The sequence below is a fragment of the Candidatus Accumulibacter necessarius genome (genome assembly GCF_036625085.1).
The window spans coordinates 88,906-113,327 of sequence record NZ_JAZKUM010000006.1; the positions used below are offsets into that span (position 1 = coordinate 88,906).

The 24,422-nt window shown below is 62.3% G+C and carries 17 protein-coding genes and 1 pseudogene; 5 read left to right on the forward strand and 13 right to left on the reverse strand.

Features of this window, described 5'->3' with window-relative positions; genetic code table 11:
- Window positions 1–41 precede the first annotated feature (41 nt).
- The 10 genes from V5B44_RS16820 to V5B44_RS16865 all read right to left on the reverse strand — a co-directional run bounded on the left by V5B44_RS16820 (window position 42) and on the right by V5B44_RS16865 (window position 12,988).
- Window positions 42–3,287, reverse strand: coding sequence for a hypothetical protein (locus V5B44_RS16820; protein ID WP_332360158.1), 3,246 nt, complete (start codon window positions 3,285–3,287; stop codon window positions 42–44).
- Entirely contained in the window at window positions 3,268–5,334 is a 2,067-nt protein-coding gene (locus tag V5B44_RS16825; protein WP_332360424.1) for an N-6 DNA methylase, read from the reverse strand. Before V5B44_RS16825 ends, V5B44_RS16820 begins: the two co-directional genes overlap by 20 nt.
- A gap of 5 nt (window positions 5,335–5,339) precedes the next feature.
- The gene (locus tag V5B44_RS16830) at window positions 5,340–7,208 is read right to left on the reverse strand and encodes a DNA methyltransferase (protein ID WP_332360159.1); all 1,869 of its coding nucleotides are present in this window, start codon (window positions 7,206–7,208) and stop codon (window positions 5,340–5,342) included.
- The gene (locus V5B44_RS16835) at window positions 7,205–7,414 is read right to left on the reverse strand and encodes a helix-turn-helix domain-containing protein (RefSeq protein ID WP_332360425.1); all 210 of its coding nucleotides are present in this window, start codon (window positions 7,412–7,414) and stop codon (window positions 7,205–7,207) included. The genes V5B44_RS16830 and V5B44_RS16835 overlap by 4 nt, the downstream gene beginning before the upstream one ends.
- A 930-nt stretch (window positions 7,415–8,344) precedes the next feature.
- Entirely contained in the window at window positions 8,345–9,346 is a 1,002-nt protein-coding gene (locus tag V5B44_RS16840; RefSeq protein WP_332360160.1) for an IS701 family transposase, read from the reverse strand.
- A complete protein-coding gene (locus V5B44_RS16845) occupies window positions 9,330–9,758 on the reverse strand; it encodes a hypothetical protein (protein ID WP_332360162.1) in 429 nt (142 codons plus the stop codon). The genes V5B44_RS16840 and V5B44_RS16845 overlap by 17 nt, the downstream gene beginning before the upstream one ends.
- A complete protein-coding gene (locus tag V5B44_RS16850; protein WP_332360163.1) occupies window positions 9,755–10,666 on the reverse strand; it encodes a hypothetical protein in 912 nt (303 codons plus the stop codon). Before V5B44_RS16850 ends, V5B44_RS16845 begins: the two co-directional genes overlap by 4 nt.
- The gene (locus tag V5B44_RS16855; protein ID WP_332360164.1) at window positions 10,663–10,941 is read right to left on the reverse strand and encodes a transcriptional coactivator p15/PC4 family protein; all 279 of its coding nucleotides are present in this window, start codon (window positions 10,939–10,941) and stop codon (window positions 10,663–10,665) included. Before V5B44_RS16855 ends, V5B44_RS16850 begins: the two co-directional genes overlap by 4 nt.
- A gap of 12 nt (window positions 10,942–10,953) precedes the next feature.
- Window positions 10,954–11,190, reverse strand: coding sequence for a hypothetical protein (locus V5B44_RS16860; protein WP_332360165.1), 237 nt, complete (start codon window positions 11,188–11,190; stop codon window positions 10,954–10,956).
- Window positions 11,191–11,659: 469 nt separating this feature from the next.
- Window positions 11,660–12,988, reverse strand: coding sequence for a tyrosine-type recombinase/integrase (locus V5B44_RS16865; protein WP_332360166.1), 1,329 nt, complete (start codon window positions 12,986–12,988; stop codon window positions 11,660–11,662).
- Between the two features lie 771 nt (window positions 12,989–13,759).
- Between V5B44_RS16865 and V5B44_RS16870 the strand changes: the two genes are divergently transcribed.
- The 3 genes from V5B44_RS16870 (at window position 13,760) to V5B44_RS16880 (ending at window position 16,171) form a co-directional block, all read left to right on the forward strand.
- Window positions 13,760–14,401 carry a trimeric intracellular cation channel family protein gene (locus V5B44_RS16870; protein ID WP_332360167.1) on the forward strand — a complete coding sequence of 214 codons (642 nt, stop codon included), beginning with the start codon at window positions 13,760–13,762 and terminating at the stop codon, window positions 14,399–14,401.
- 187 nt (window positions 14,402–14,588) lie between these two features.
- Window positions 14,589–15,509, forward strand: coding sequence for an aldo/keto reductase (locus V5B44_RS16875; RefSeq protein ID WP_332360426.1), 921 nt, complete (start codon window positions 14,589–14,591; stop codon window positions 15,507–15,509).
- Entirely contained in the window at window positions 15,506–16,171 is a 666-nt protein-coding gene (locus V5B44_RS16880) for a DUF6064 family protein (protein WP_332360168.1), read from the forward strand. The genes V5B44_RS16875 and V5B44_RS16880 overlap by 4 nt, the downstream gene beginning before the upstream one ends.
- A 95-nt stretch (window positions 16,172–16,266) precedes the next feature.
- Here the strand turns inward: V5B44_RS16880 and V5B44_RS16885 are convergent, their stop codons facing one another.
- Both V5B44_RS16885 and V5B44_RS16890 read right to left on the reverse strand, forming a co-directional pair.
- Window positions 16,267–16,824, reverse strand: coding sequence for a GNAT family N-acetyltransferase (locus V5B44_RS16885; RefSeq protein ID WP_332360169.1), 558 nt, complete (start codon window positions 16,822–16,824; stop codon window positions 16,267–16,269).
- A 287-nt stretch (window positions 16,825–17,111) separates the two neighbouring features.
- Window positions 17,112–17,234, reverse strand: a pseudogene (locus tag V5B44_RS16890) (metal-dependent hydrolase); the annotation flags it as partial.
- Between the two features lie 432 nt (window positions 17,235–17,666).
- On the opposite strand from V5B44_RS16890, the gene V5B44_RS16895 reads away from it, so the two are divergent.
- Together V5B44_RS16895 and kefC are read left to right on the forward strand one after the other, a co-directional pair.
- Window positions 17,667–18,212 (forward strand): NAD(P)H-dependent oxidoreductase, encoded by a 546-nt coding sequence (locus tag V5B44_RS16895; RefSeq protein ID WP_332360170.1) that lies wholly within the window; start codon window positions 17,667–17,669, stop codon window positions 18,210–18,212.
- Window positions 18,190–19,995, forward strand: coding sequence for a glutathione-regulated potassium-efflux system protein KefC (gene kefC / locus V5B44_RS16900; RefSeq protein ID WP_332360427.1), 1,806 nt, complete (start codon window positions 18,190–18,192; stop codon window positions 19,993–19,995). The genes V5B44_RS16895 and kefC overlap by 23 nt, the downstream gene beginning before the upstream one ends.
- 498 nt (window positions 19,996–20,493) lie before the next feature.
- On the opposite strand, the gene V5B44_RS16905 is transcribed toward kefC, so the two are convergent.
- A complete protein-coding gene (locus V5B44_RS16905; RefSeq protein WP_332360171.1) occupies window positions 20,494–24,381 on the reverse strand; it encodes a M10 family metallopeptidase C-terminal domain-containing protein in 3,888 nt (1,295 codons plus the stop codon).
- Window positions 24,382–24,422 lie beyond the last annotated feature (41 nt).

Here is a 24,422-nt window from a genome sequence, read left to right on the forward strand (position 1 = left end):
GGACGGCTCCGGCTCTCGCACCACCAAGACGGCCGCGGGTTTCAGACTCCATACACATCGGTCGTGACCTTCTCGTATGCTGTCCAAGAAGGCAGGCTCTCGAGCGCCTCACGGATCTTCTTGCGCCGCGTAATCATGTGCTTTTCTGGGGTGAGTAGCTGTTGAATATCAGGTTCCTTTCTCCGTGTAGACCATTCCGATAGCAATGCCCTTGCGACCGAAACAACGGCGAGGTGTTTTGGATTAGTCGGATCAAACGTTGGTGTCCTGTCAAACGCCAACTTGTGGATATGCCGCTCTCCGAAAGCGCCGCGAGGTTGGTGGGCCACGATCACACCAATGACTGCAGGACTGTTGATCAACGCGGTGATGTAGATCGCTTCGTCCTCAGACCCGACGCTACCCCAATAGAGTGTTTGATCGATGATGGTCTTCGAGCAAGGAATCTGATAGCCCCGAACATACGCGGCACACGGAAGCTTCCCGCCTGCCGATGCGAAGACAAGCCAGTCTTGGCCCGTCCAACCTTGGTTCGTGAGCTTCTTTCGGTCGGTGTCGACCCTGGCGAAAAACTGATTCAGCGTCTCATTGTTCTTAGCAGCGAGCGCTTTCGTGATGGCTCCTGCGGTGGATGCTCCGAGCGCGGCGAGTGCGGGACCTGTGAGTACCTCCCATCCGCTTGACCCGTATTTCAGAGGCAGAAAGCCTTTGGCACCCGTTGCGAGCTCGTAGGGAGCCAAGTGTTTGGAGAGCAGCACGTCGAACATGACTTGGTCGCTGACGCCGTTGACGGTGAGCGTGAAGTCCGCCAAGACCTTGCCTTCGGAGCGCAGGTAGTAAAGCGGAGACCCTACAGTGATCGGCCCAAGATTCCAACCGGATCCAGTGTCTTGAGCGGCGTGGAAGATGATGCCTCGAGGCATGACGTCCGCCCCTTGTCGAAACAGCGGACCGATAGATTCTGCTGCTTTCACGTTGATCGCGGCGGTAGGCGGCTCCGTCGTCCAGGCCGTCTTGCCTCCGGACGTGACGAGGTGATACGTAGTGTTCAAATCGGAATACCGCCCGACTTCGCGCCCGACAAACTTCGTGGCTGGCGCCTTGGGCTGCGTCTTGGAGCCGAACAGCACGATCGCTTCGTTCTTGAAGGTCTGGCTCGCAACCTTCCAAATCTCCTGCGGGTCAAAGGTCACTGGGCGAGTCGCCGATAGATAGTCGGCCGACCTGAACGGCTCATGATGAGTGCCGTTGAGGACGGTGTCGGGAAGAATGCACGCAATCACCGCTCCCTGCGTGAGGTAACGATCAATGGCGTGCAACAGGAAGATCGTCGCGATCTCGACGTGCAGGTGCGAGGCACCCGGTGCCTTGATCCCATACTTGTCTGCCTTCGCCTTCAACGCATCTCGATAGGGGTTGCTCCCAATCCTGCTGAGCGCGAGCCAGGGGGGATTGGTGACTACCCCATTGAAGCGCCCCGCGACCAAGGCCGGCCGGAAACTGTTTCTTAGCACGAAGGCCCAGATGCCATTGCGACCGGCCCGCTGTAGAACTTCGAGCGCGCGAAGAAGGCAACCGCAGAACTGCAACGCTGCGGATCGCTCGTCGGCGGCAAGGGCCGCGCCTGTGTCGGCCGCCACCGCGTCCACCATCACTTCGATGTCGTGATCTTTGAGGGTGGTTTTCGCCGAGCTCGCGCTGCTCATCGCCATCTCGTATCCGCGCGAGAGCAGCGCGTCGAAGAGAGCTTGGCGCTTCGATTCGATCAGGAACTTTGGCAGCTCGACCGCCTCGGTGTCGAGCCGCAGCTTTCGCCGCTCTTCGCCCGTCGTGCTGAACACTTTGGTCACCGGTGTGTTCGCGAACAGTGAGTCGGCGTGGTAGACAGGAATCTGCGCTTCTTGGCCGGGAACGAGCCATTCCTTATTGGTCAGCACCCAGCCCACCTTCGCCAGCATCACGGCAAGTGGATCGATATCGAAAGCGGTGATGGCGGCGGCCAGTTCGCTCAGCGCCGCCGGGTCGCCCCGCTTAGCGCCGGAGGCAAGCAGCCTGGCTTGGGCTCCCTTAACGGTCTCGACCACCATCGCGCCCGAACCACAGCACATGTCCAGAAACCTAGGCTGCTGCTCCTTCGGGATCTTCGAGAACGCGACCTCCACCAGCTTCGCCGCAAGCCAAGCCGGAGTCCACTCCTGGCCGAGAAGCAGCCGCTGCGAACGCGCGGCGAGCTGCGCCATCAGCGAGCCGAACAGGTCTTCAGCCGGCGATGAAGCGAAATCATAGGCGCGAAGGTCGTCCTGGATGTCGCGCGCTACTTCAACTAGGTCGGATACATAGGGGCTCGCATTGAGCCAGCCGAAGTAGTCGTATTCGACGAGGTTGGGAAGCCCGCGCGCCTTAAAGAACGAGCCGTCCAGGATCGACTGCAGTTCCGCACCGTCACTGACCAATCCTTTGTCGCTCAGGACGTTGGCGCAAATGAGCTTGGCAAGCGTGAGGATGTAGAGTTCCCCCACATACGACTTCATGTCGAACATGCCTGCGGCGGTCTCACCTCCCAAGTAAGACACAAAGTCATTCCATAGTTTCGTGATCAGTCCCGCGTAGGCCGGGTCGCTCTTGAAAGCGACTTTCACGAGGTTGTCGATAGGTTCCAGGTGTGCTTGGCAGAAGGGGCTCTCAAAGCCCAAGTCCTTCGCCAGCGTGAATGCGGCAAGCAATCGTCCGCCTTCGCGTCCCAGATGCCGCACGAGAAAATCGCCGAGCTTCTTGGCTTCGACATTTCCGGCAACTGACAGGTCGCATGCCTCGATCAGGTTGATCTCGATGTGCTCCGGGCCGTAGGTCGTCGGGCCAGGGACGGCAGAGATTTCCTTGACGCTCGACACTCCGAAGGCATGCCAGCGGACGGTATCCGACAGCACGCCAACGAGAAGATCGGGGCGCGCGCCCGCATTGAGCTGGGACGCGCAGTATTGCTTGACCTGGTGCAGGCCATGTTCGAACGTGCCGGACGCCGTGAGGTCGCGTTCGTATTCGATGACCGTGGAGCCCACCAACACGTCCACGAAGCCGTACTTTTTAGCGCCAAATTCGTGGAACTTCGCAAGCGACTCAGTGCCGGTGACGTGCGCCTTGATCCACCAAGGGTCCTCAGGAAACATCAGGGGTAGCTTGGCAGAGAGTGCGTGTCGCAGAACATCCTCCGCCTTGCCCTCGTTCATGAGGGCCACTGCCACTTTCAGGAACGCCTTGCCTTGGGCCTCAATGTACTTCGTTCCCATAGTTCTCTCTTCGTTTTCCGGTGTGCTTGGCTCGGCGCGCCTGTCCCTCACTCGCGATTCTTCTCAGTTCCCTCGTCCCGTCTTGGTCGCAGCCGAAAGAGGCCGCGATCACCGCATCGATCGCCGCGATCGACTCGTCGACGCTTTCGCCCTTCGCGAGCCTGACACCGAGTCCATCGAGCCTGCGGAGTTGATCCTCGCTTAGGCTGGGGATGGGAAAGCGGCGCAAGTGCGTGGCTTCGACCTTTAAGGCGCCTCCGCCCATGACCGAGCCCGAGTGCTCGATCACCGCCTGAGCCCAAGCGCTGTTCATGAATGCGAGGATCGCATTCGCGCTCCACTTTGACGTAGTTTTCGTCCATATCGTCGAGAAATTTGCGTCGATCAGGCACTCTCGGCCTTCGTTAAGGTAGGCCTTCGGCGTTGCCGAGTTGACTCGCGCGAGAAAGATGTCCGGCCGGTGCCGAGGCGCGAAGTCCGGCAACATGTACCAATGCCGAGCAGGCGCGCCGCGCGAGGCGAGCCTGATGTTCGGGGAGACCGCCGTGAGTTCGAAGACCTTGAGAGGCTTCGCCGCCGTGCCGAAGTTTGCCCGCGCCGCCGCGTTCACGACCGCAGCTACTTCGATCGGCATGGGTTCGTAAGGCTTCGAGACCAAGTTGCCAGCCTCCAGGTCATCCGGGAGGGCGTGGCCTCGTAGATCGAGAGCGTAACCATTGGTAGTGGCTGACGACACAACGAAGCAGTCGGGCAGCTCGGACTGACGTCTGAGGACGGGTTTAGCGATGATCGACGGAGCCTTGGCAGTGAGGGCCAAAAGCGGCCCGGAGAATGTAAGCATCACTTCATCGCCATGGCGCTCGCCGTCGGCATAGAAGAAGCCGTTGGCTCCAGTGCGCAGGCCCTGGCCAACCGCTACGCCCTGCGATTCGAATGTGTTGAAGGCGACGGCAAGGTGGTGGCGCGAGAGCCAGTCGTGAAGCTCATGCGGAACGTAGATGCCCTCCGATGCCAATCTCTCGTCCTTCCCAAGGAGCGCGAACCATTTCTGGCGCGAGGCGGCGGCGACCGCGTTCGTGCACGCCAGTTTCAACGAGACAGGCCGGACGCGTACCAGGCCAGTGTCGTGGTGCGACGCGTCACGCAGCCATTGCCGAGCTTGCTTGGCGAAGCTTTTCTCAGATTCCTTGCCGAGAAGCGCGAGCCGTCCGATAGGGCTTTGGGAGCTAGCTGCCGCTGCAGAGATCGCGATGTGGCAGTAACTCGCTCCCTCCGGTCGCGACAAGGCCGATGTGCGCCGCTTCACTCGTTTGGCGACGATTAGCGTTGTCTTCACCTGGGCGTTCTCGAACCACGATGCGTGCTCGTCTTCGATGACGAATTCAATGTCGAACCAACGAAATAGCAGGTAGTGGACGATGGTTGCATAGTCACGGCTAAGCCAAGACTCGGGCACCACGAGCGCGAGCCTCCCGCCTTGCTTGACCAGCCCCGCGCAGAGGATCCACGACGGTACGGCGAGATCCGATAGCCCCGAGTAGCCGCTGACCAGGCTGGCGAAGATCCGCTTGTCCTCATCGTCGAGCGCGGGAAGCAGCCTTAGCGACTGCAGTAGACCCGTGCGAATCTGTATCGCGGTGGGTAGCGCGTGAGAGACTTCGGCCTTGTCGGAGAAGGATTGATACCGCACGTAGGGGGGGTTGGCGATGACCAGATCCCACGCATGCCCAGGCAAGCTGGAGATTACGTCCGAGTCAAACGCGTTCCCCAGTAGACAGTTCGCGACGGGTAGTCGGTTCTGGCAAGCGCCCAGCGCGAGCGCATCGATTTCGACGCCCGCTATTAGCTCGGGCTTCGCTCCGATTTCAAGGCAGGACGCGAGTAGGTCGCCCGAGCCCACCATTGGGTCGATGATGGTCTTCGCCTTGTCTGCTTGGGCAAGAGCGGCCAGCAGGCGCCCGAGCCCCGTTCCGGTGAAATACTGCCCTAGACGCTTGCGCCGCCCCGTATCTGTGGTTTGGCCTGGCTCCTGCGATGGGCGGCGCACCTGCTTCAAGGCGCGGCACCCTGCATCGTCGAAAGGGTTTCGGCCTTGGCCAGCGCATAGAACGTCTTGGCGTCCATGTCCACATCTCGCCCAAGTTCCAAGCACTTGCCCACGAACTGAGAGTAAAGACGCTGAGGATCAAGCTTCGCTCCATTTCGGGCGGCGCGGATCACTTCGGTAGCGATTTTTGCGCTGGACTGGGCCTTAGAGCACTCCACCTGCCGCTTTGACAGCAGTAGGAGCGGATCACCCTTTACCGAGACGGTCGAAACTACTTGCTTGAAGCTCGCTTGTATCTTATCCAAGACGCTCGTCGCTTCGACTGCAAATCCTGCCGTGGTGTAAGCTTGTACGAGCGCGCGCCACACCTGCGAGTGCGCTGAATGGAAGACTACGGTGGCCATGCCCTCGGGCTTGAGCGCACGCGCCACCTCCTTGAACACAGTTCCCATCATCGCGCCGTATTCGGCAACGCCCTTCGACTGCGACGGACTCACGATCACTTCGCGCGAGCGGTCAGTCGTGCGCCCCAGCCACAGCTCGTTGATCTGATTGAGTTCAGCGTAGGGAATGTAGCCACCGAAGGGAGGATCGGTGAAGACATAGTCCACCGAGCGCTCCAGAAGCGGCATCATCTCGCTGCTCGCATTGTGGACGACTACTTGGCTTCGACTCCCATGCAGCATTCGGAACGAGTCGATAAACACCTTGGACTTGCGGCGTACCCCTTCGAGGATGTTCTTCTCAACCGGCAGACCGCTGATGTAGAGGACCCCGCTTTGCGAGCCCGTGAGCACGAAGTCGCTTTGCCCCTTTTTCAACACAACGCGCGTCATAAGTGTGGAGTGGCTAGCGTTGTAGCTCAGGATCAGCAGGCGCAGCGCGTCGCGCACGTTGGGCGGAAATGCGGAGGCGAGCTCCATGAGCGTGGCCATCGCGATGAAGTTGCGCTTCGTGTAGAAGTGATGAAGCTTGTCGATGCCAAGGTGATAGCCCCCACGCCGCAGTTCGCCCCACCGAATGTCCGCGTGAGGGGCGGATTTCGGCGGCTTCGTCTCAGCGATCCCCGCCAAAAGCTCGTAATCTTCATCCGTTGGAGGCCGCTGCCACTTTGTCGACGCGCTTCGTCCGTGAACGCGTGCGAGGACGCGCTTCTTTGCGAGCCGTTTCCAGCCAAAAGCGTCTACCGCGACTTCGGTCGCACGTTCGCAGGTCTCGACGGCAACTTGTTCTCGACATCCCTTGCAGCAAAACGAGTCGGCCATGACCAGCGGCTTGGTCCTTACGCTCGCGTCCCAAAGAGAGGTTTCTGTCTTGCAGTGTGGGCAGATTAGGACATCCGACCAGATGGCATGGCGAAGCACTCCCGTTCGGCCAGCCTCGTCCTTAGCTTCATAAAGCCATCCGAGCCTCTCCTGAGCCTGCAAGCAGAGTTCATCTACAGCACTAGCGAACGCTTCAGGTTCCGGTGGATGGCACAGCGTCTCGGACACGAACGAGCCCAAGACGCCGATTTCGAAGAGATGCGCGTACCGTGCGCCCCAACTAGGCTGCACGCCCAAAGACTCTGCAATCCTTTTCATCTCTGAAGTAGGGCGGTCGCACAGCAGCGTGGCAATGCCCGTCGTGCCGCTGCCCGCGAATGCGTCAAGGATCGTCGCCCCAGGCTCGGTGTGAGTGGCGATATAAACGGCGATTGCCTCAGGAGAGATCTTCGTCGGATAAGAGAAGGCGTTATAGAGAGGGCCCGTGCGTGCCGACGGCAACGGCGTCTCGTATAGTTTTGCAATGGAGCTAATGAGATAGTGCTTCTTTGTCGTGCCGACTCTTGGAGCGCTGCTGTAGCTCTCGCAGGCAGATTCGTTCACGCTCATGCTAGGCCTCCTGTTTGTTCTTTCTTGCTTTCATCCGCACCACCAGAGAGCACCCACTGATCAACTGCCGACACCTTGAACTTCCATAGCCGCCCCACCCGATGTGCAGGCAGACCCTTGCGCTCGATCCAGCGGTAGATCGAGTCACGTGTTACGCCCAGATGCTCGGCAATCTGGTCGACGGACACCCACGGCTCAACGGTCATGACCACGCTGGGCAGCAGTGGTTCGGGTCGCATAAAGTCGGATTCAATCGCAAAGGTTGTAATTTATCAGGTTGGCGGGTGACAGGCGAGCGTTCGATGCACGGAGCATCATCTTTGGCTTGGCTTCCTGATTAACCGGCGCGGTCAGAGGTGGCCCCGTTTGTTTGGACAGAACATCCCCTTCGGACAGTGGAGCCCTGCCGGTTGCGATCGATTGACCGCCATCGCTCACTGCCCACCCCCGAACACCTTCAACTTCACGAACGCCCCCGCAAGCAGCTCCAACACCAGTGCAGTCACCAGCATCCGGACGCCTGGTAGCGCCTGCAATACTGCGCCCAGGCTTGCAGAAACGCGCCAGGACGAGCGATCTGGCCAGCACCCCTTGCCACCCGCGCGGCGATTGCGCCCCTCAGCGGCTCGCCGGTCGTCATGCGACACTCCCCACCGGCCAGACGGGCCAGCAGGCGGTGCAGGTTGCTTTCTCGATCGCCATGCTAGCGCGGCGAAGAAAAGGGCTCGACTTCAGCCACTACGGGAAAATCCATATGCGACTGCGTGGCATTTGGGCGCGAACGAATGGCTGGGCAAGCGATTGGGCAAGCTGTTGCGTATGTGGGCAGAAAATATCCTAGAGGCATGCCGGGGTTCGCATTATCCGCAATGCAAAATGCCCCAGGAGTACCTTGACTTCTGGTTCGGCCGGAGATCGCCGGGGTCGGACCGGATGCCATGGCAACGACACAGCGCCCGGACCTTGCCGGCCAGTGCTCAGCCGCCGTCAGCCGCTCGCCGGTATTCGTCGGGGTCGGTACCGCCGCCCGTCCATTCCTCGTATTCCTTGCAGGGAACAACCCCTTCCTTGGCTACTGCTTTTGACTGGTTTGGTTTGGTCTGGTCTTGTCTACTTCTACTTTGTCAGATTGTCTTTCAATCTAATGCTGAGAGCATGGCGGCTTGCTTTCTGTAGGCGGATTCCATGGCTTTGTGCCGCCGTCGATGCCTATCGATGATGGATGCCGCGAGGTCTTCGTCGGTGACGATCTTGGTAGGCAGCCGATGGCGCATGATCTCTATCAAGTCACGGCAGGAGAGCAGTTCAGCCGTCTCGCGATGGGCCAGGCGCTCCTTGGCCAGGAACATGGTGGCGATCATGACCAGGGCCATGTGATGGTGCCACGCCTGCCAGCGGCGGACCTGATACTCGGCCATGCCGCAGGCGCTCTTGGCCTCTCGGAAGGACTGCTCGACGAAATGGCGCGCTCCCTGCATTTCCGCCAAGCGGCGCAAAGACGCCCTGGGCTTGGCATTGGACAGGCCGAATTTGAGTTTCGTCCCATCGAGTTCCCGTCGTACCAGGAGATGCCAACGGCTCGCCGACGGCGCCTCGCCGTCCCAGACCCACACCCGCTGGGTGAGATAGTCGGCCATCACCTCGCCCTTCTCGCCGTCACGGATCGACAGACGCCCCCAGGCGGATGCCGACTGCGTGGCTGCCCACGCGGCCACCGTCATGGGCACCGCCGTGGTCCGCAGCCGACGGGGCGCTCGACCCTTCGACGAACGACGAGCCGCCACCGCGGGTGCGGGATCCTGGAGATAGATCGCCTGATCCGAATGCACCTCAGCGAAGAAGATCTCTCCCTCGACATCCAGTTCCCCGAGCAGCCAGGGCAAGTGCCCGTAGCCGCCATCAAAGGCGACGAAAGAGAAGTGCAAGCCTTCCCGCCTCAGGCGAATTACCATGTCCAGAGCGATCTCGCCCTTGGTGCGGAACGTCTGCGCCTCCTCAGGCACCCCCACCGCCTCGCAACGTGTCGTATCTTTGGCCCACTTCTCCGGCAGATACAAGTCGGCATCCACCACGCTTGCTACGCCATCGCGCGTCACCGCCGCGAAGACGCCCACCTGACAGTTATCGACCTTCCCCAAGCGACCGTTCCACTCTACGGACTTGCAAGCTACTTGCAGGCTGCTTCGAAGCACCTCGCAAGATAGTTGCCGCCTCCCCTTTGCGCTTTTCGGCAGAGCGTTTCCCGCCCGCCGCCTGCCGCTCCCGTCGCTCTGAGTAGGTCGCGCGCAGCTCGTCAAGCTCCGGGCAGATGATTAATCCGCCCTTGGTGGCGAAGAACGGCATAACGGCAGGCAGCGCTGCGGCGATCTCCGCCCGATCGAAGGCCAGCATCTTGCCGAGCCTTGCGGGGTCTTCAGGCAGACTACCGTTCACCCAGCACTCGCGGCGCAAGGTGTCCAGCAGACCGCGTTCGGCCAACGTCATCATGCGGTAGTTCGCGTTGGCCAGCATTGCGGCTGCATACTCTTGAAAAGCTGGGGCGTCTCTCATCGCGCGCCTCCTTCCAATGAGTCCAGGGAGTATTTCTTTGCAGGCCTCGAAATACTCTGCCACGTGTCCATGAAGCCGGTCATGGACTCACGCTCCACAGCCTCAACGTTCACCGAATGGTCCCATGCATCCTGGTCCAAGCATCCGAGGATGGCGGTTTCAACGCGCTGGCGAAGAACGACAGGCGATAGAGCATCAAGCTCCCAGCAGCGTTGACCGTAGCGGTCCACGAACCACTTATGCCGCGAGTCTCCGACCTTGGTTTCGGCAGCGAAGGATGGGAGCTTCGTTCCTGGTCCAACGTCGCCGGCGTCGAGTGCAATGCGCTCGATAGTGAAGTCGCCTTCGTATCGATTCATCCGCGCGGGAAGATCGACTTCTGACATGTTCATCCCGCTGGGGTCCCAGTCGCCGATATACAGGATGGTCAGATACTTTGAGCTTCTCGCCGATTCTTGGGCGATGTTGTGCAGGCTTGTCGCCGATCCATAGCCGTGCATCACGCGGAAGGTGACACCGTACTTTTTCAGGACTGGCGAAAGCGTACCGCGGACAGTTCCTTTCTCGCTCCAGACCTCCACCCATTCCGGTTGATCCTTCCAGTAGTCTTTCCGGTACTGGCCGATGGCGGACCTGATGATGGTTTCCGGGTTTTCCCAACTGGCGATACGCTCAGCCGCACGTGTCTCGTCCACAACCCAGTCCCACGGCAGATGGTGATTTTCTCGCGCCCATACCAACTGAGTGCCGACCGCATTGGTGTGGTTTTTCGCCATGGACGGGATAAGGCCCTCTGTGAAAAGCCGGTAACAGGCAGCACGAACGCTTGCCGGCTGGATCTCCGAAAAAATCCGGAATGCAGCGTGAATCAGATCCATGCTTTTCTGTGACTTGCCGCGCCCGCTCATTGCCGACGTCCTTCGATCAGCCCAGATAGCGCCGCGACAATCTCAGGCAGGACTTCGAGCTTGATCGACACACCCTTGCCCGGTCGCAGCTCGCCGGTAGTGTCGTCGGCGAGCCAAACACGAATGTCGACCAGCGGATAGCCTTTGAAGGAGTACCGCACGATGCGGTAGACCTGTCGGCTGTTTTTTGCGATCTCTGCTAGAATGTCTCCGTCGAATGCAGTTCTTGAGCCCGCTTCGGTGCCCGCCGTAGCGGGTTTTTTGTCGGTTGTCATGGTCAGCAGCCCTCACGCCGCACCAATCAACCGCCGCAACTCTCCGACGCGAACGCGGGTTGAGTTGCCGACCTTGATGAGCGTCAGATCGCCGGCCCGGAAGTGTCTGTAAAGGCTTGCCCGCGAACGGCCAGAAATGGCACGGGCATTGTTCAGGTCGACAACGGCCTGGTCAGGCATTTGGTCGAACTGCGAAACGACTTCGGGGATTTGTTTGCTTTCTTGGGTGGTGCGCGTGCTAGTTTTCATCGCTTGCTTTCCGCCTATGGCGAAAGGCAGCCTTAAACGCGTTCGCGATAAAATACGCACGGCATGCGTAAGTTGAATTACGCTGTCGCCGTGTCTGTCAAGACGCGTTCAAAAGCTGCTGTGTGGTCACTGCAATTTTGATCGCCGGATCGGGTGTTCTCAGGCTCCCGTCCGGCACTCCCGCCCACGATGCAGCATTAAACTGCGTGCCACACCATGCGACGAACCGATTTTACATGATCGGGCTGGCCATGGACCCGCTATGGGCGGGTGGCCGAGCAATTGGTCATCGCATCGGCGGTTTTTTTGGCGACCACTCGGCCGCAGCGACACTCGATCAGCCGGTTTTCGTAGATCTCATTGGTAGCAGGTTGCCGGTCGCCGGCGTCACCGTCGCGCAGTACCGCGCCCACTCTTCCATGAGTTTGCGCCGCTTCTCGATCAGATCGCCGCGCCCCATGTCCGTGCTTCAGGCTGTACGCTTGAGCGTGACCACATTTGACGCGTGGCTGGTTAGCATTTCCAGCCGTTGCCCCAGCAACCGCCAGCCTTCCCGCTGTTCAGCTTCCAACGATTGCCGCTGATAGATGCGCTCAAGCGGATTCCGCTGTTGGTGGTTCAGCATCCGCTCAATCACGTAGGGTGGCGTTCCAAGTTCCCCGGCCAGGGTTGCCGCCGTCCGCCGCAAGTCATGAGGCGTCCAATCGCCGCCACTCAGCTTCAGTGACGCCACCGCGTGACTACGGTTCTTCATCGGCGCGCCTTCTCGCTGCCTGTCGCCGATCTGCTTTGTGATGCTCTTGACGCACACATGGGTGTCAGTCTTGTTCTCTGCGGGGAACACCCATTGCGAAGCGCCCGACGTTGGTTTCAGCACTTCAAACCACTTGACGGCAAAAGCCGACAGATAGATTCGGTGCTCCTTGGTATTCTTCGCATCCTCAGCGGGGATGATCCAAACCCTGCCCTCCAGATCGACAGCGGACCATAGTGCCTTGCTAATTTCTCCGACTCGGCAACCTGTGCTCAACATCAACCAGATCGCCGCCTCGGTGCGCTTCTGCAACTTTGCCCCCGGAATCTTGGCGAGCAGTTCCCGAATCTCGGCCTCGCTCAGAAAGCGATCACGTTCGACCTTGGAGCCGCCAAACTGCGCCTTGCTCAGTCCATCGCAAGGGTTCGCCTCAATGATTTGGCGAGCACGCGCAAACTCGAACATCTGGCGCAAATCAGCAAGCAGGTAGTTTGCTATGACCGGGGAACCTCGACGAACGACGCTATCGAGGAGATTAGCAACCATGCCCCGGCCAACATCTTCAGCAGGAACCGCACCAAGAACCGGCAACACATCCTTGGCGAACGATCGCCGTATCTCGGCGCCCCCGTCTTTGCGCTTGTGGGCGAGGTAGTCAGTCTGCCACCGATCGAGCAAGGCCCCTACTGTAAGCCGCGCCGCGGCCTTTGCCGCTGCTGCTGCCTCAGCTTCCGCAGCCGCCACCTTGGCTTCTGCCTTTGCCGCTTCTTCGGCCTCTTCAGCCAGAACAGGGTCCACACCTTGACGACGCATGGCTGATAGCTCATTTGCCCTGACTCGCGCAGCAGCTAGACCCATATCGCTGTAGGCGCCCAGCTGCATCTTTCGGGCCTTCCCGTTCATGGTGTAGCGGTAGAACCAAACCTGCCTCGCCTCCCCTGCGCGAACCCGCAGATATAACCCATCGCCGTCAGACAAGTACCGTTCCCCCGTGATGACCTTGGCCGCAACAGCCTCAAGACTTTTGACGTTGTACTTGCCCATGTTCCATCCTCCCTTTGTACAGACATCCCATTCCGAACGTTCCCGGGTACAAGCCAGGGTACAAGTTAGAGTGATTCAGTATGGTAGTTCTTGATACCCCTTGAGACAAAGTATAGGCGATTGATTAAAGTAAAACAACTGGTTACATGAAATATTCAAAGTTCGGGACGTTTCAGGAAGTGTCAAAAACGGCTATCGTACCTAACTACGAACCAAGGGGTCGGGCGTTCGAATCGCTCCGGGCGTGCCAATAGAATCAAGGAAAAAGCCAATCTTCGGATTGGCTTTTTCCTTGGCTGATCCACGGACAACCGGTTGCCATGGTCCCGTCGCCCAGCTTCGATCATCAGCGGGTCAGCGCAGCCGTATTTCGGCAACTTGACTAATCGCTCGACGATTGCCCGCACTGCCAGGCGGTGTTTGCAACAGACGTGGAATTTTCGCCAACCAACGACGCTTACGTGCCCATTGCCGACTTTCGCGCTGTCGCCGCGTGAAGGGCAGGCAACAAAGTTCGGCGGCCGTTCAAGGCGACTGCTCACTGGCAAGTCCTTGGCCAACGCTGACGCTCCCTGAATCACGGATGGGGCCGGCTCCCATCCGGATACGGAGACCGCTCGGCGATGTCCGGTCAGGATCGGCCAATGTTCGCGCAAGCCCTCCGGCCGCATGTGTCTTCGCTACAATGCACCAACGACAAAGACCTTCGGAACTCGCGCCACATCGATTCTTCCCGATCCAGTCACCCCTAGAGCGTGCAAAGCGCGTCACATGATCTCCAACGCATTGACCTTGTCGACAGCACAGTTTGCCATCGAGGCAGCGGCCATCCTTGCCTTTGCCATCTCCGGCCTGCTTGAGGCTGCGCGCAAGAAGCTCGACGCGGTGGGTGTCTGCATCGTCGTCGGCCTGAGCGCCTTTGGCGGCGGTACGCTACGCGACATCCTGCTCGACCGCCGTCCCTTCTTCTGGGTGGAACATTCCGTGTGGCTGTGGGTGCTGCTTGCCCTGTCGGTCCTGGCGATGTTCTTCCTGCAGGCGCGGCATTTCGCGCTGACCGAACGCGCGATGCAGTGGCCTGATGCCATCGGGCTCGGCTTGTTCACCGCGGGTGGCAGCCAACTCGCCATCGCCGCCGGCATGCCGGCCATCGTCGCCGTGCTGATGGGCATGATCACCGCCGTGTTCGGCGGCGTCCTGCGCGACATCGTCTGCAACGAAATCCCGCAGGCGTTCCGCGATCATCGACCTTATGCCGTATGTTCGTTTGCCGGCGGCTGGGTAGTGGTCGCCGCGGATCTGCTGGGCCTGGCCGGCTGGGTTGGTCTGCTGGCAGGCGCCTCGCTGGCGACTGTCCTGCGCGGGTTGGCACTGGTGTTCGATTGGCGGCTGCCGCAATGGCGGGCCGATTGACGAAAAAAAGTCGGGCGAACGCCACTCTGGCGTCGCCCGATCCGGATGTTCCCGTGGAGTGCGGCAGGCTGGCTTGGCTGAACAACTTGTTGTCCGTCTCGGCGAGCAACTTGCCCTGGAAACGCGGCCCGCCGAGTTCGCTCGCCTTCAAAGCCCATTGGCTTTCCTATCCTGTATCCTGCACGCGATGAGACCCGATTACACCCGCCGCCGCCTGCTCGGCGCGCTCGCCACCGCGTCGCTGCTCGGCCCGGCGGCAGCCCTTGCGCAGCCCGCCCGCCCCGCAACCCGCGCCATTCCCTCCGCCGGCGAGGCGATCCCGCTGGTGGGGCTGGGCAGCTGGATCACCTTCAACGTCGGCAACGACCGCGCCGCGCTCGATGCCAGCGCCGAAGTGATGCGTGCCTTCTTCCAGGCAGGCGGGCGCCTGGTCGATAGCTCGCCCATGTATGGCTCGGCGCAGGAAGTCATCGGTTACGGCCTGGCCAAACTCGGCCGCCCGGCCGGGCTGTTCGCCGCCGACAAGGTGTGGATCGGAGACGGCGCCGAAGGCCGCGCGCAGATGGAGACCTCGCGCCGGCTGTGGGGCATCCCGCGCTTCGACCTGATGCAGGTGCACAACCTGCTGGCGTGGGAAGACCATTTGCCCACGCTGTTCGCCATGAAGGCGGCGGGCCAGTTGCGCTACGTCGGCATCACCACCTCGCACGGACGCCGCCACGGCGACCTCGAGCGCATCATGGCGAGCCAGCCGATCGACTTCGTGCAGCTCACCTACAACCTCGTCGACCGCGAAGTCGAGCAGCGCCTGCTGCCGCTGGCGCAGGCGCGTGGCATCGCCGTCATTGCCAACCGTCCGTTCCAGCAGGGCGCGCTGCTCGACCGTCTGGCGCGCCGCCCGCTGCCGGCGTGGGCGGCCGAAATTGACTGCACGAGCTGGGCGCAGGTCGCGCTCAAGTTCATCATCTCCCACCCGTCCGTCACCTGTACGATTCCCGCCACCACCCGCGTCGATCATGTGCGCGAAAATCTCGCTGCCGCCAGTGGACGCATGCCCGACGCCGCCATGCGCGCCCGCATGGCCGCCTTCGTGGCGGGCCTCGGATGAGTGAGTGGTGGACCTACAGCCTGCGCGACCTGCTGCTGTTTTCGCAGCGCACCTACACCCGGCTGTTCGAACTGCATAATCAGGAATGGTGGCCCTTGCCGCTGTTCGCACTCGCGCTCGGCGCCGTGCTGTTCGCGCTGGCCTGGCGCGGCGGCGAACGGGCAGGCCGGGCGCAGCTCATCGTCCTGGCCGCCTGCTGGCTGTGGGTGGCGTGGGCCTGGCACGCGCAACGCTACGCCCCGATCAATTGGGCCGCCGAGTATTTCGCGTGGGCGTGGGGTGTGCAAGCGGTGCTGCTCGGCATGGCAGCATGGCAGGGCCGATTTGATGCGGCGCCGGCGGCCGTCCTGCGGCGCGGGTATGGCCTGGTCCTGCTGGGGGCCGTCGGAGTGATTTACCCGCTGCTGGCACCGCTGCTGGGCCGTGGCTGGACCCCGGCCGAACTGTTCGGCATGGCGCCCGACCCCACCGCGCTTGCCACCCTCGGCGTGCTGCTCGCAATCCAGCTGCGGCATGCGGGCTGGCTGTTTCCGATTCCGGCCGCCTGGTGCCTGATCAGCGGGGCGACACTGTGGGCGATGGACGCGCCCGAATTCTGGATCGCACCGCTGGCGTCACTGCTGGCAGTCGGCTTTGCCTTGGCCTACCGGTTGCAACGATAAGCGCGAACGGAATGCCCTCCGCGAGTAGCCTGACCAACTCCCGGGTGTGGCTTGAGTGGCGCGGAAAGCTGTGGCGAAGCCGGCCGTTGGAGGCGTCACTCACGCCAGTATTCTGGCGCAGTAAGCGCGTCGGCGCATATCACTTGCCGACGCGTCCTGCCGATCACGCCTGGATGACGTTCCCGCACCATCCAGGCCGCCGCGTTTTTCTCTGCAATGGGATAGGGGGCGTCAAACCCTTTGACTCCGGCCTCCAGGAAACCGAATCGTGGGTAATAACGAGGATACCCGAGCACAAATACAAGATCCACGCCAGCGCCTGAAAGTTGTTCGAGCCCTGCCGCAACGAGTTGCCCCCCTATTCCCTGCGACTGGCAGTCTGGATGGACCGCAAGCGGAGCAAGGAGTGCGGCAGATACCTCCTGGCCGGCGGGCTTGAGTCTGACTTTGCTGAAAAGGACGTGCCCGACGACCCTGCCGTCGACGGTTGCAACCAGCGACAGCAGGGGCTGCGCGGTCACATCGACCAACAAGTCACCAATCAGTTGAACGATTTCCGGCCCTTCCGTAGTGCCAAATGAAGACATGGCAAGGGTCGGGATCGCCGGGATATCAGCATCAACTGCTTTGCGTATGTGTGGCGCTAATGCCAAGTTCGGAACTCCACCCTACCAGGGCCGGTCGGCGTTGGTTGACTGAGCATACTTCTAGCCTTCGTCCAGGGCAATACGTCTCTATGGAAGGAGATCGCAATGGAACAACTTTACAGAGATCCGCATACGCTGCTGCGGATGCGTGAAGGCCCGTTGGGCGCCGATGTTGATGAATTCGCTCGGCAATTGAGCAACGAGGGAGACGGCCGGCCTTCGTGCCGCCAGGCTCGGCACCCGCGATCGGTTGAGCGGCGATGTGGCCCGATTGGGTCAACTCTCGCCAAGCGGCGAGCCTGTTGGCGGCGAATCCAGCCCAACCTGGTCACCGCGTAGGCGCGCGCCACCTCCAGCCGAGTGCCGGTCGGCGCAACCAGCCTGACGTGCCCGGCTGGCGGATGCGCCGACAGGTAGTAGCGGCTGGTTTGCAACTCCTGAGGCACGTTCTACGAGGACAGGCAGGTGCGGAGAATTCCACCGATTGCCACGGCATAAGCGGCGGCAAATTTTTGCAGGTTGTCGAACATGGGCGGCGATCGGAAAGTTGCTGTACAGGGCTGAGCGGGGCCTGTTGTCCGAATCGCCACGACGTGTTCGCGGCAGGCTGAACAGAAAGCATGCCGTGCAAGAAAACACGCGGCCCGCCCGGCCCATCCGAAGCGGCGAGCGCGCCGCGAGCGGCGCTCCTTTCTCGACCAGCATCGCGCGGTATACTCAGCGCAACGCCATTGAAGCCGCGATGCGCGAGCCGCCGAGGACGGTGTGGCGGCCGGCGGGCAAGCCGTGCTCGTGCGTCGCGCGCGCCGGACCTGGCGAGAAGTCGCGCCAACTGCCGAGGAGTCATCTTGATCGCCCTGATCTACGCCCACCCGCATCCAGCGCGCTCGCGCGCCAATCGCGTGCTGCTGGAAGCGGCGCGCCGCGAGCCCTCGGTGACGGTCCGCTCGCTGTACGACAGCTATCCGGATTTCGCGATCGATGTCGCCGCCGAACGTAAACTGTTGCTCGAATCCCGCCTGATCATCTGGCAACACCCGCTCATGTGGTACTCCGCACCGGCGCTGCAGAAGCTCTGGTTCGACACGGTGCTCACCGACGGCTGGGCCACCGGCGAAGGCGGCACCGCGCTGGTCGGCAAGTCGTGTCTCTGGGTGACGACCACCGGCGCGCCGTCAGCAGGCTACACGCCGGAGGGCGTCCACAAGTTCCCGTTTGCGGCCTTCATACCGGCGATGGAAATGACCGCACGCTATTGCGGCATGCACTGGCTGCCGCCACTGGTGGTGCACGGCGCGCATCAGATCGATGACCACGCGCTGCACCAGCATGCCGCGCAGTATCGCCGGCGATTGCAGGGGTTTGTGGCGGATGCGGAGGTGGCCCGTGACTGATCCGTTGGGCAATGCCCTTGTTTACCTCGCGGCGGCCGTCCTCTGCGTGCCGATCGCCAAACGCAGCGGTCTCGGCTCGGTGTTGGGCTACCTGCTTGCCGGTTGGCTGATCGGCCCATGGGGCCTCAAGCTCGTCGGCGATGTCGAGTCGACGCTGCACTTCGCCGAGTTCGGCGTCGTCCTGATGCTGTTCCTGATCGGGCTCGAACTCGAGCTGAAACGTCTGATCGAAATGCGTCGCGCCGTGTTCGGCGGCGGCAGCCTGCAGATGGCCGCGTGCGGCGCAGTGCTCGCGCTCGGCCTCATCGCCCTCGGCTTGACGTGGCAGGCGGCAGTGGCCGCCGGACTGGCGCTGGCGCTGTCGTCGACGGCCATCGCCGTGCAGACGATGAACGAACGCAACCTGATGGCGGCACCTGTCGGCCGCAGCAGCTTTGCGGTGCTGCTGTTCCAGGACATCGCGGCGATCCCGCTGATCGCCCTGGTACCCTTCCTCGGTGCCGCCAGCGGCGAGGGCGGCGCCGGCTGGGCGGGCGCGGCGAAAGCGCTTGGCGCGATCCTTGGCGTGGTGATCATCGGCCGCTTTCTCACACGACCACTGATGCGGCTGATCGCCAAATCCGAAGTGCGCGAAATCTTCACCGCCTTCGCCCTGCTGCTGGTGATCGGCATCGCCCAATTGATGGCCGGGGCCGGCCTGTCGATGGCGTTGGGAGCGTTTCTGGCCGGCGTGCTGCTGGCCAGTTCGGAATACCGGCACGCCCTGGAAAGCGACATCGCGCCGTTCAAGGGGCTGCTGCTCGGACTGTTCTTCATCGCCGTGGGCATGTCGATCGACTTCGGCCAGGTGATCGCGCGGCCCGCCCTGCTGGCGGTGCTGGTCGTCGGTCTGCTGGTGGTCAAGGGGACGATGCTGGCGCTGATCGCGCCGCGCCTTGAGGTTCCGCCCGGCGAACGCTGGCTGTTCGCAGCGCTGCTCGCGCAAGCCGGCGAGTTCGCCTTCGTCGTCTTCGGCGTCGCGCGGGCGGCGCAGGTCCTGCCGCGCGACTGGGAAGGCCTGCTGACTGCCGCCGTGGCGCTGTCGATGGCCGCCACGCCGCTGCTGCTGATCGCTTTCGATCGCCTGACGGCTCGCCGCGCACGCACGCAGCGCGCGGCGGACGCGATCGACGACGACAGTGCGCCGGTGATCATCGCCGGCATGGGGCGTTACGGCCAGATAGTCGGCCGCGTGCTGCTCGCGCAGGGCATCCCGATCACGGTGCTTGACCACGACCCGGACCAGATCGATACCCTGCGCAAGTTCGGCTACCAGGTGTTCTATGGTGATGCGACGCGGCTCGATCTGCTGGCGGCGGCAGGCGCGGCGCGGGCGAAGCTGCTGGTAGTGGCGATCGACGACGTGGCCGACAGCCTCGCCCTGGTCGACCTGGCCCGGGCGACTTTTCCGAAGCTCACCATCGTTGCGCGCGCCCGCAATGTGCGGCATTGGCTGGAACTGGCCGATCGCGGCGTGACGGCGATCGAGCGCGAGACCTTCGAGTCGTCATTGAAGAGCGCCCGCACGGCATTGACCGTCCTCGGCGTCGAGCCCTATGAGGCGCGCTCGATCGCCGAGGCCTTTCGCCGCCAGAACATGATCACGCTCAACGCAATGCTGCCGCACTTTCGCGACGAGGCGAAAACCGTGGCGATCGCCAAGAGCGGCCGCGAAGAACTCGAGGAGAACCTGCGCCGCGATCGCGAGGCGCGCCAGCAGGCCGGCGCCGGCGGCTGGCATTGAGCGCTGCGCGGTTGGCAACAAACCGCCCGTAATGCTGCTCGGTGCCGGCGCCTCCGTGGATGCCGGAATCGGCGCCATGAACGAGCTGCTCCAGTTTTGCGGCTGCGCCGATTTCGACGCGTTCTGCCAGAAGATCGCCAGACGACCGCCACGGAGCGCTACCGCTACCTGGCCGAGTTCCTCCAGACACGCAAGCCGGCCGAGGTGAGCGCCGGCTACCGGGCGCTCGCCGCGCTCTGTGCGCAGAACTATTTCGACTTCGTCCTGACCACCAACATGGACCCCCTGCTCGACGACGTGCTCGCCGCCGCACGCCTCTGGCGACGAGACTATCTGCTCGTCGCCAGAGGCGTGCTCCGCCCCGCCCCACTCGAGCTGCTGCTGCGTGACCAGAGCCCGCGCGTCATCGTCTGCAACCGCGGCGACGTCGCCGCCCTTATCGAATCCAGCCAGGTACGACTCATCGGTCCCGGCAATCGCCGGTTCAAGGCCCGGGTCTCAGGCAATCAACTGAAAGTCGCCGCACGCCAAGCTCGGATGCGTCGCCAGCCCGACGACAGCGATCGCCACGGCCGCGCCGCTGCCGCTGCCGTCAGCGTCGTAGAGCAGGCTTCCTGTCGCCGTGTCATAGATGATCCGGTCGCTGTCGTCGTGCGCCGCGCGAATGCCGTTGCCCGACCAGAACTGGTCCGCGGTCAGGTCGCCGGGCGCCACACCGAGGGCCCCGAACACCGACAGACTCAACTCAATGGTATCGGTTCCCGATACGAAATCGGCCAGCACGTCCCGGTTGGCGGTCGAACTCAATGCCTGAGTCAGCACGAACTCGTCTGCGCCGGCGCCGCCGGTCAGCGTGTCGTTACCCGCACCGCCGATCAGGCGGTCGTTGCCGTCGCCACCCATCAGCCGGTCGGCACCGGCACCACCGTCGAGCGTGTCGGCGTAGGCAGTACCGGTGAGCACATTGGCACCCGCATTGCCAAGCAATGACAAGGCGTTGACCACCTGCGAAGCGTCCACGTCCAGCGCCAGCGTACCGCTGCTTGACCACCTGCGAACCGTCACCCCAGCAACCTCACCCCCTTTGCCGATCACCACCCGCTCGATGCCACGATCGCCGGCGAACAGCGTCAGTGTGCCGCTGGTGCTTGCCGCAAAGCGGACCTCGTCGCTGCCGACGTTGCCGCTGTCGGCAATCTCCGCCGCCGCATGATCGCTGGCCAGCCCGACCAGGTAGATGTCCGAACCCTCGCCACCGTCGAGTACGTCGACCCCGGCCTTGCCGTCGAGGACGTTGATCCCGGCATTGCCCCGCAGCGTGTTGGCGAGAGCATTGCCGGTGCCGCTGAGGTTGCCGCTGCCGCTGAGCGTCAGATTCTCGACGAAGTTGCCGAGCGTCCAGTTGATGCTGCTCTCGACCGTATCAGTGCCGCCGGCATCGAACTGGCTGGTCCTGGTCGTGGTTTCGTAGACCTTGTCGCCGAGGTTGTCGACGACGTAGCGATCGTCACCGGCACCGCCCAGCAGGATGTCGGCACCCAGGCCGCCGTCCAGGCGATTGGCGCCGGCGTTGCCGGTCAGCGTGTTGTTCAGCGCATTGCCGGTGGCAGCCAGGTTGCCGCTGCCCAGCAGCGTCAGATTCTCCAGGTTGGCGCCCAGCCCCCAACTGACCCAGCTCTCGACGGTGTCGATCTCGCTCGCCAGGCTTGAGGTTTCGACCAGCACATCGCCCACCTGGTCGACGACATAGGTATCCCCACCGGCGCCACCGATCAGCGTGTCGATTCCCGCGCCACCGTCGAGGCGGTTGGCCAGGGCATTGCCCGTCAGGACATTGGCGAGGCCATTGCCCAGCACATTGAACAGGCCGGCACCGCTGAGCAGGACGTTTTCGATGTTGGCCAGATTCCCGGTCAGCGCGATGGATTTTGCCGCCAAGGGATTGGCGTAAAGAACGGTCAGCGTGTCGGTTCCCTGGCCGGCGTTCTCGGTCACGTTCGCCAACTCGCCCTCCATGTCGAGCAGATAGGTATCGTTGCCCGAACCGCCGGCAAAGGTATCCAGCCCCGCCTTGCCATCGAGGACGTTGTTGCCGCTGTTGCCCGTCAACTGATTGCTCTGGCTGTTGCCGGTGCCGTTGCTGTCGGCGTTCCCGGTGAGCACGAGGTTTTCCAGATTGGTGCCCAGCGTGAAGCTTACCAACGACTCAATGCGATCGACTCCACCGGCGGCGCTCGTTTCGCTGACGGAGTCGGCCGCGTTGTCCACCACGTAGATATCGTTGCCATTGCCACCGCTCATCGCATCTGCACCAGTGCCGCCGTCGAGACGGTCGTCGCCACCGTCGCCCGACAGGACGTCCGCACCACCCAGACCGTACAGCACGTCGTCCCCCAGGGTGCCGGTCAGCCGGTTCGCTGCCTCGTCGCCGGTGATCGTCCTGCCCGCGAAGGTGATCGCGCTGATCGTGTAGCTCCCGGTACCCGTCCAGGCATCCTGGGCCAACAGGTAGTACGTTGCGCTGCTGGTTGCGGTATAGGTGATCTGCGCACTGCTCGTCCCGGCTCTGACGTTGTCGTTGCTGGCGACCGCAGACAGAGAAGTGGCCGTCATCGCATAGAGCGACAGGTAAGGATCGACTCCCGAGCCAGTAGCGACGAGATCGAAGACATAGGTCACACCGGCGTTCAGGTTGACGCGGAACAGATCGAGGTCGCCTGCCCGCTCGATCGCACCCGATACCCCGCTGCCATTCACCGCCAGGTTGCCGGCGCTTGCCGTCGTGGATCCGAAATCGTCGTCGCCGCTGCTCGTGTCGTCATTGACGATGGTGCCCTGCGCGCTTGACGAGGCGAACTTCAGGCCGGCAGACGGATTCGACAAGGTCACCGTGAAGTGCTCATCCGCTTCCACGCTGGTGTCACCGCGCGCGTAGATCTGGATGGTCTTTTCGGTCTCACCGATTTGAAAGGTGATGCTGCCGGCGGTAGCCCCGGAAAAATCGCTCGCCGGATCGGCTGCCGACGATCCCGTGCCACTCAGGCTCCAGTTGACTGTTTGCACCGAGGAACTCGCAGCACTCAGGCTGACCTTGTAGGAAAAGAGCGTCTGCCCGGCATTGCCTTCGGCCTGCGTCGCGGCACTGCTGGAAATCGAAACCAGCGACGGCGAGGGCCCAGCCCCCGACAACTCGCTCGCGTACTTGGTGACGTCGGCGAAGATGAACGTCTCGATCCCCCGCAGGGTGTCCGTCCCGGTCGCGGCGCCGTAGAAGGTGAAGGCGAAGGTCGTCGGGTAGAGGTTCGTGCAGGTATAGCTGTAGGCCCCCCAGGCGCCGGAAAACACCACACTGTCCGTCCCTTCGCCGCCGTCGAGCACGTCGTTGCCGGCACCGGCGACAAGGACATCGTTGCCGCCGCCACCCGACAGCGTGTCGTTGCCCACGCCACCATCGAGTCGGTTGGCCAGCAGATTGCCGGTAATCTGGTCACCGACAGAGCCTCCCACCGCGTTTTCGACATCGCACGTATAGGCGATGGCGATGTTGTACGTCATGCTGTTGCCCGACGAATACGACCCCGGCGCCAGATTGATGGTGCAGGCCGTGTTCCAGCCGCTCAGATTGAGCGTGTCGATGCCGCCGGAATCGTAGATGGTGACGATGGGATTGGCATTGAGCGTGAAATCGAAGATCGGCGCCATCGAGCCGGTGACATTGGAGCCGAAGCCATACACGGTATCGCCGGTGCGCGTCGTCGTCTCGGCGCCGTAGATCGCCTGGATCGCCATCACGTCGTTGACCATCGGTGTCTGTGGGGAGTACAACCTGCCGTCCGCACCCACCCAGTCGGCCCAGGCAACCTTACCGCTGCCACTGTTCATGTTTGGACCGAAGTACGACATCACCGAGTAGACGCCACTGTCCTCGTACGAAGACGGCGTCCAACTCCCCGAACCGTTGTAGTCGCCCATGTGATCGAGGCCCAGCGCGTGCCCGATCTCATGCACATACGTCATGAAGGAGTGCTGGCCGACCTGCGGTGACATCAGGTCAGCGTAGCTGCGGCTGAACCAGACGCTGCCGGTAGTCGGGAAGTAGGCATGGGCGTAGCCGACACCGGTTGTCGACGTGCCAAACTCGATGTTGGAGGTGGTCGCCGTGGTACGCACCAGATCGGGTGCGATCAGGTCATCCCAGGTTTGCAGCGCCCGCTCGGCCTGGGTCTGCTGCGCCGCATTGAGGCCCACGAACCCCGACAGTTCCTGGCTACCGTAGATTCCGGACGCCGCCGCGGGAAAGGCATAAGTGATTGTCGGCCCGCTCCAACGCGCTCCTGAAATCAGTTGATCAAGGATCTGTTGCTGGGTCCACGATGCGAGTGCCATGACGCCTCCGTCAAACTGGAGACGCAAAGCTGAAGGAGGGA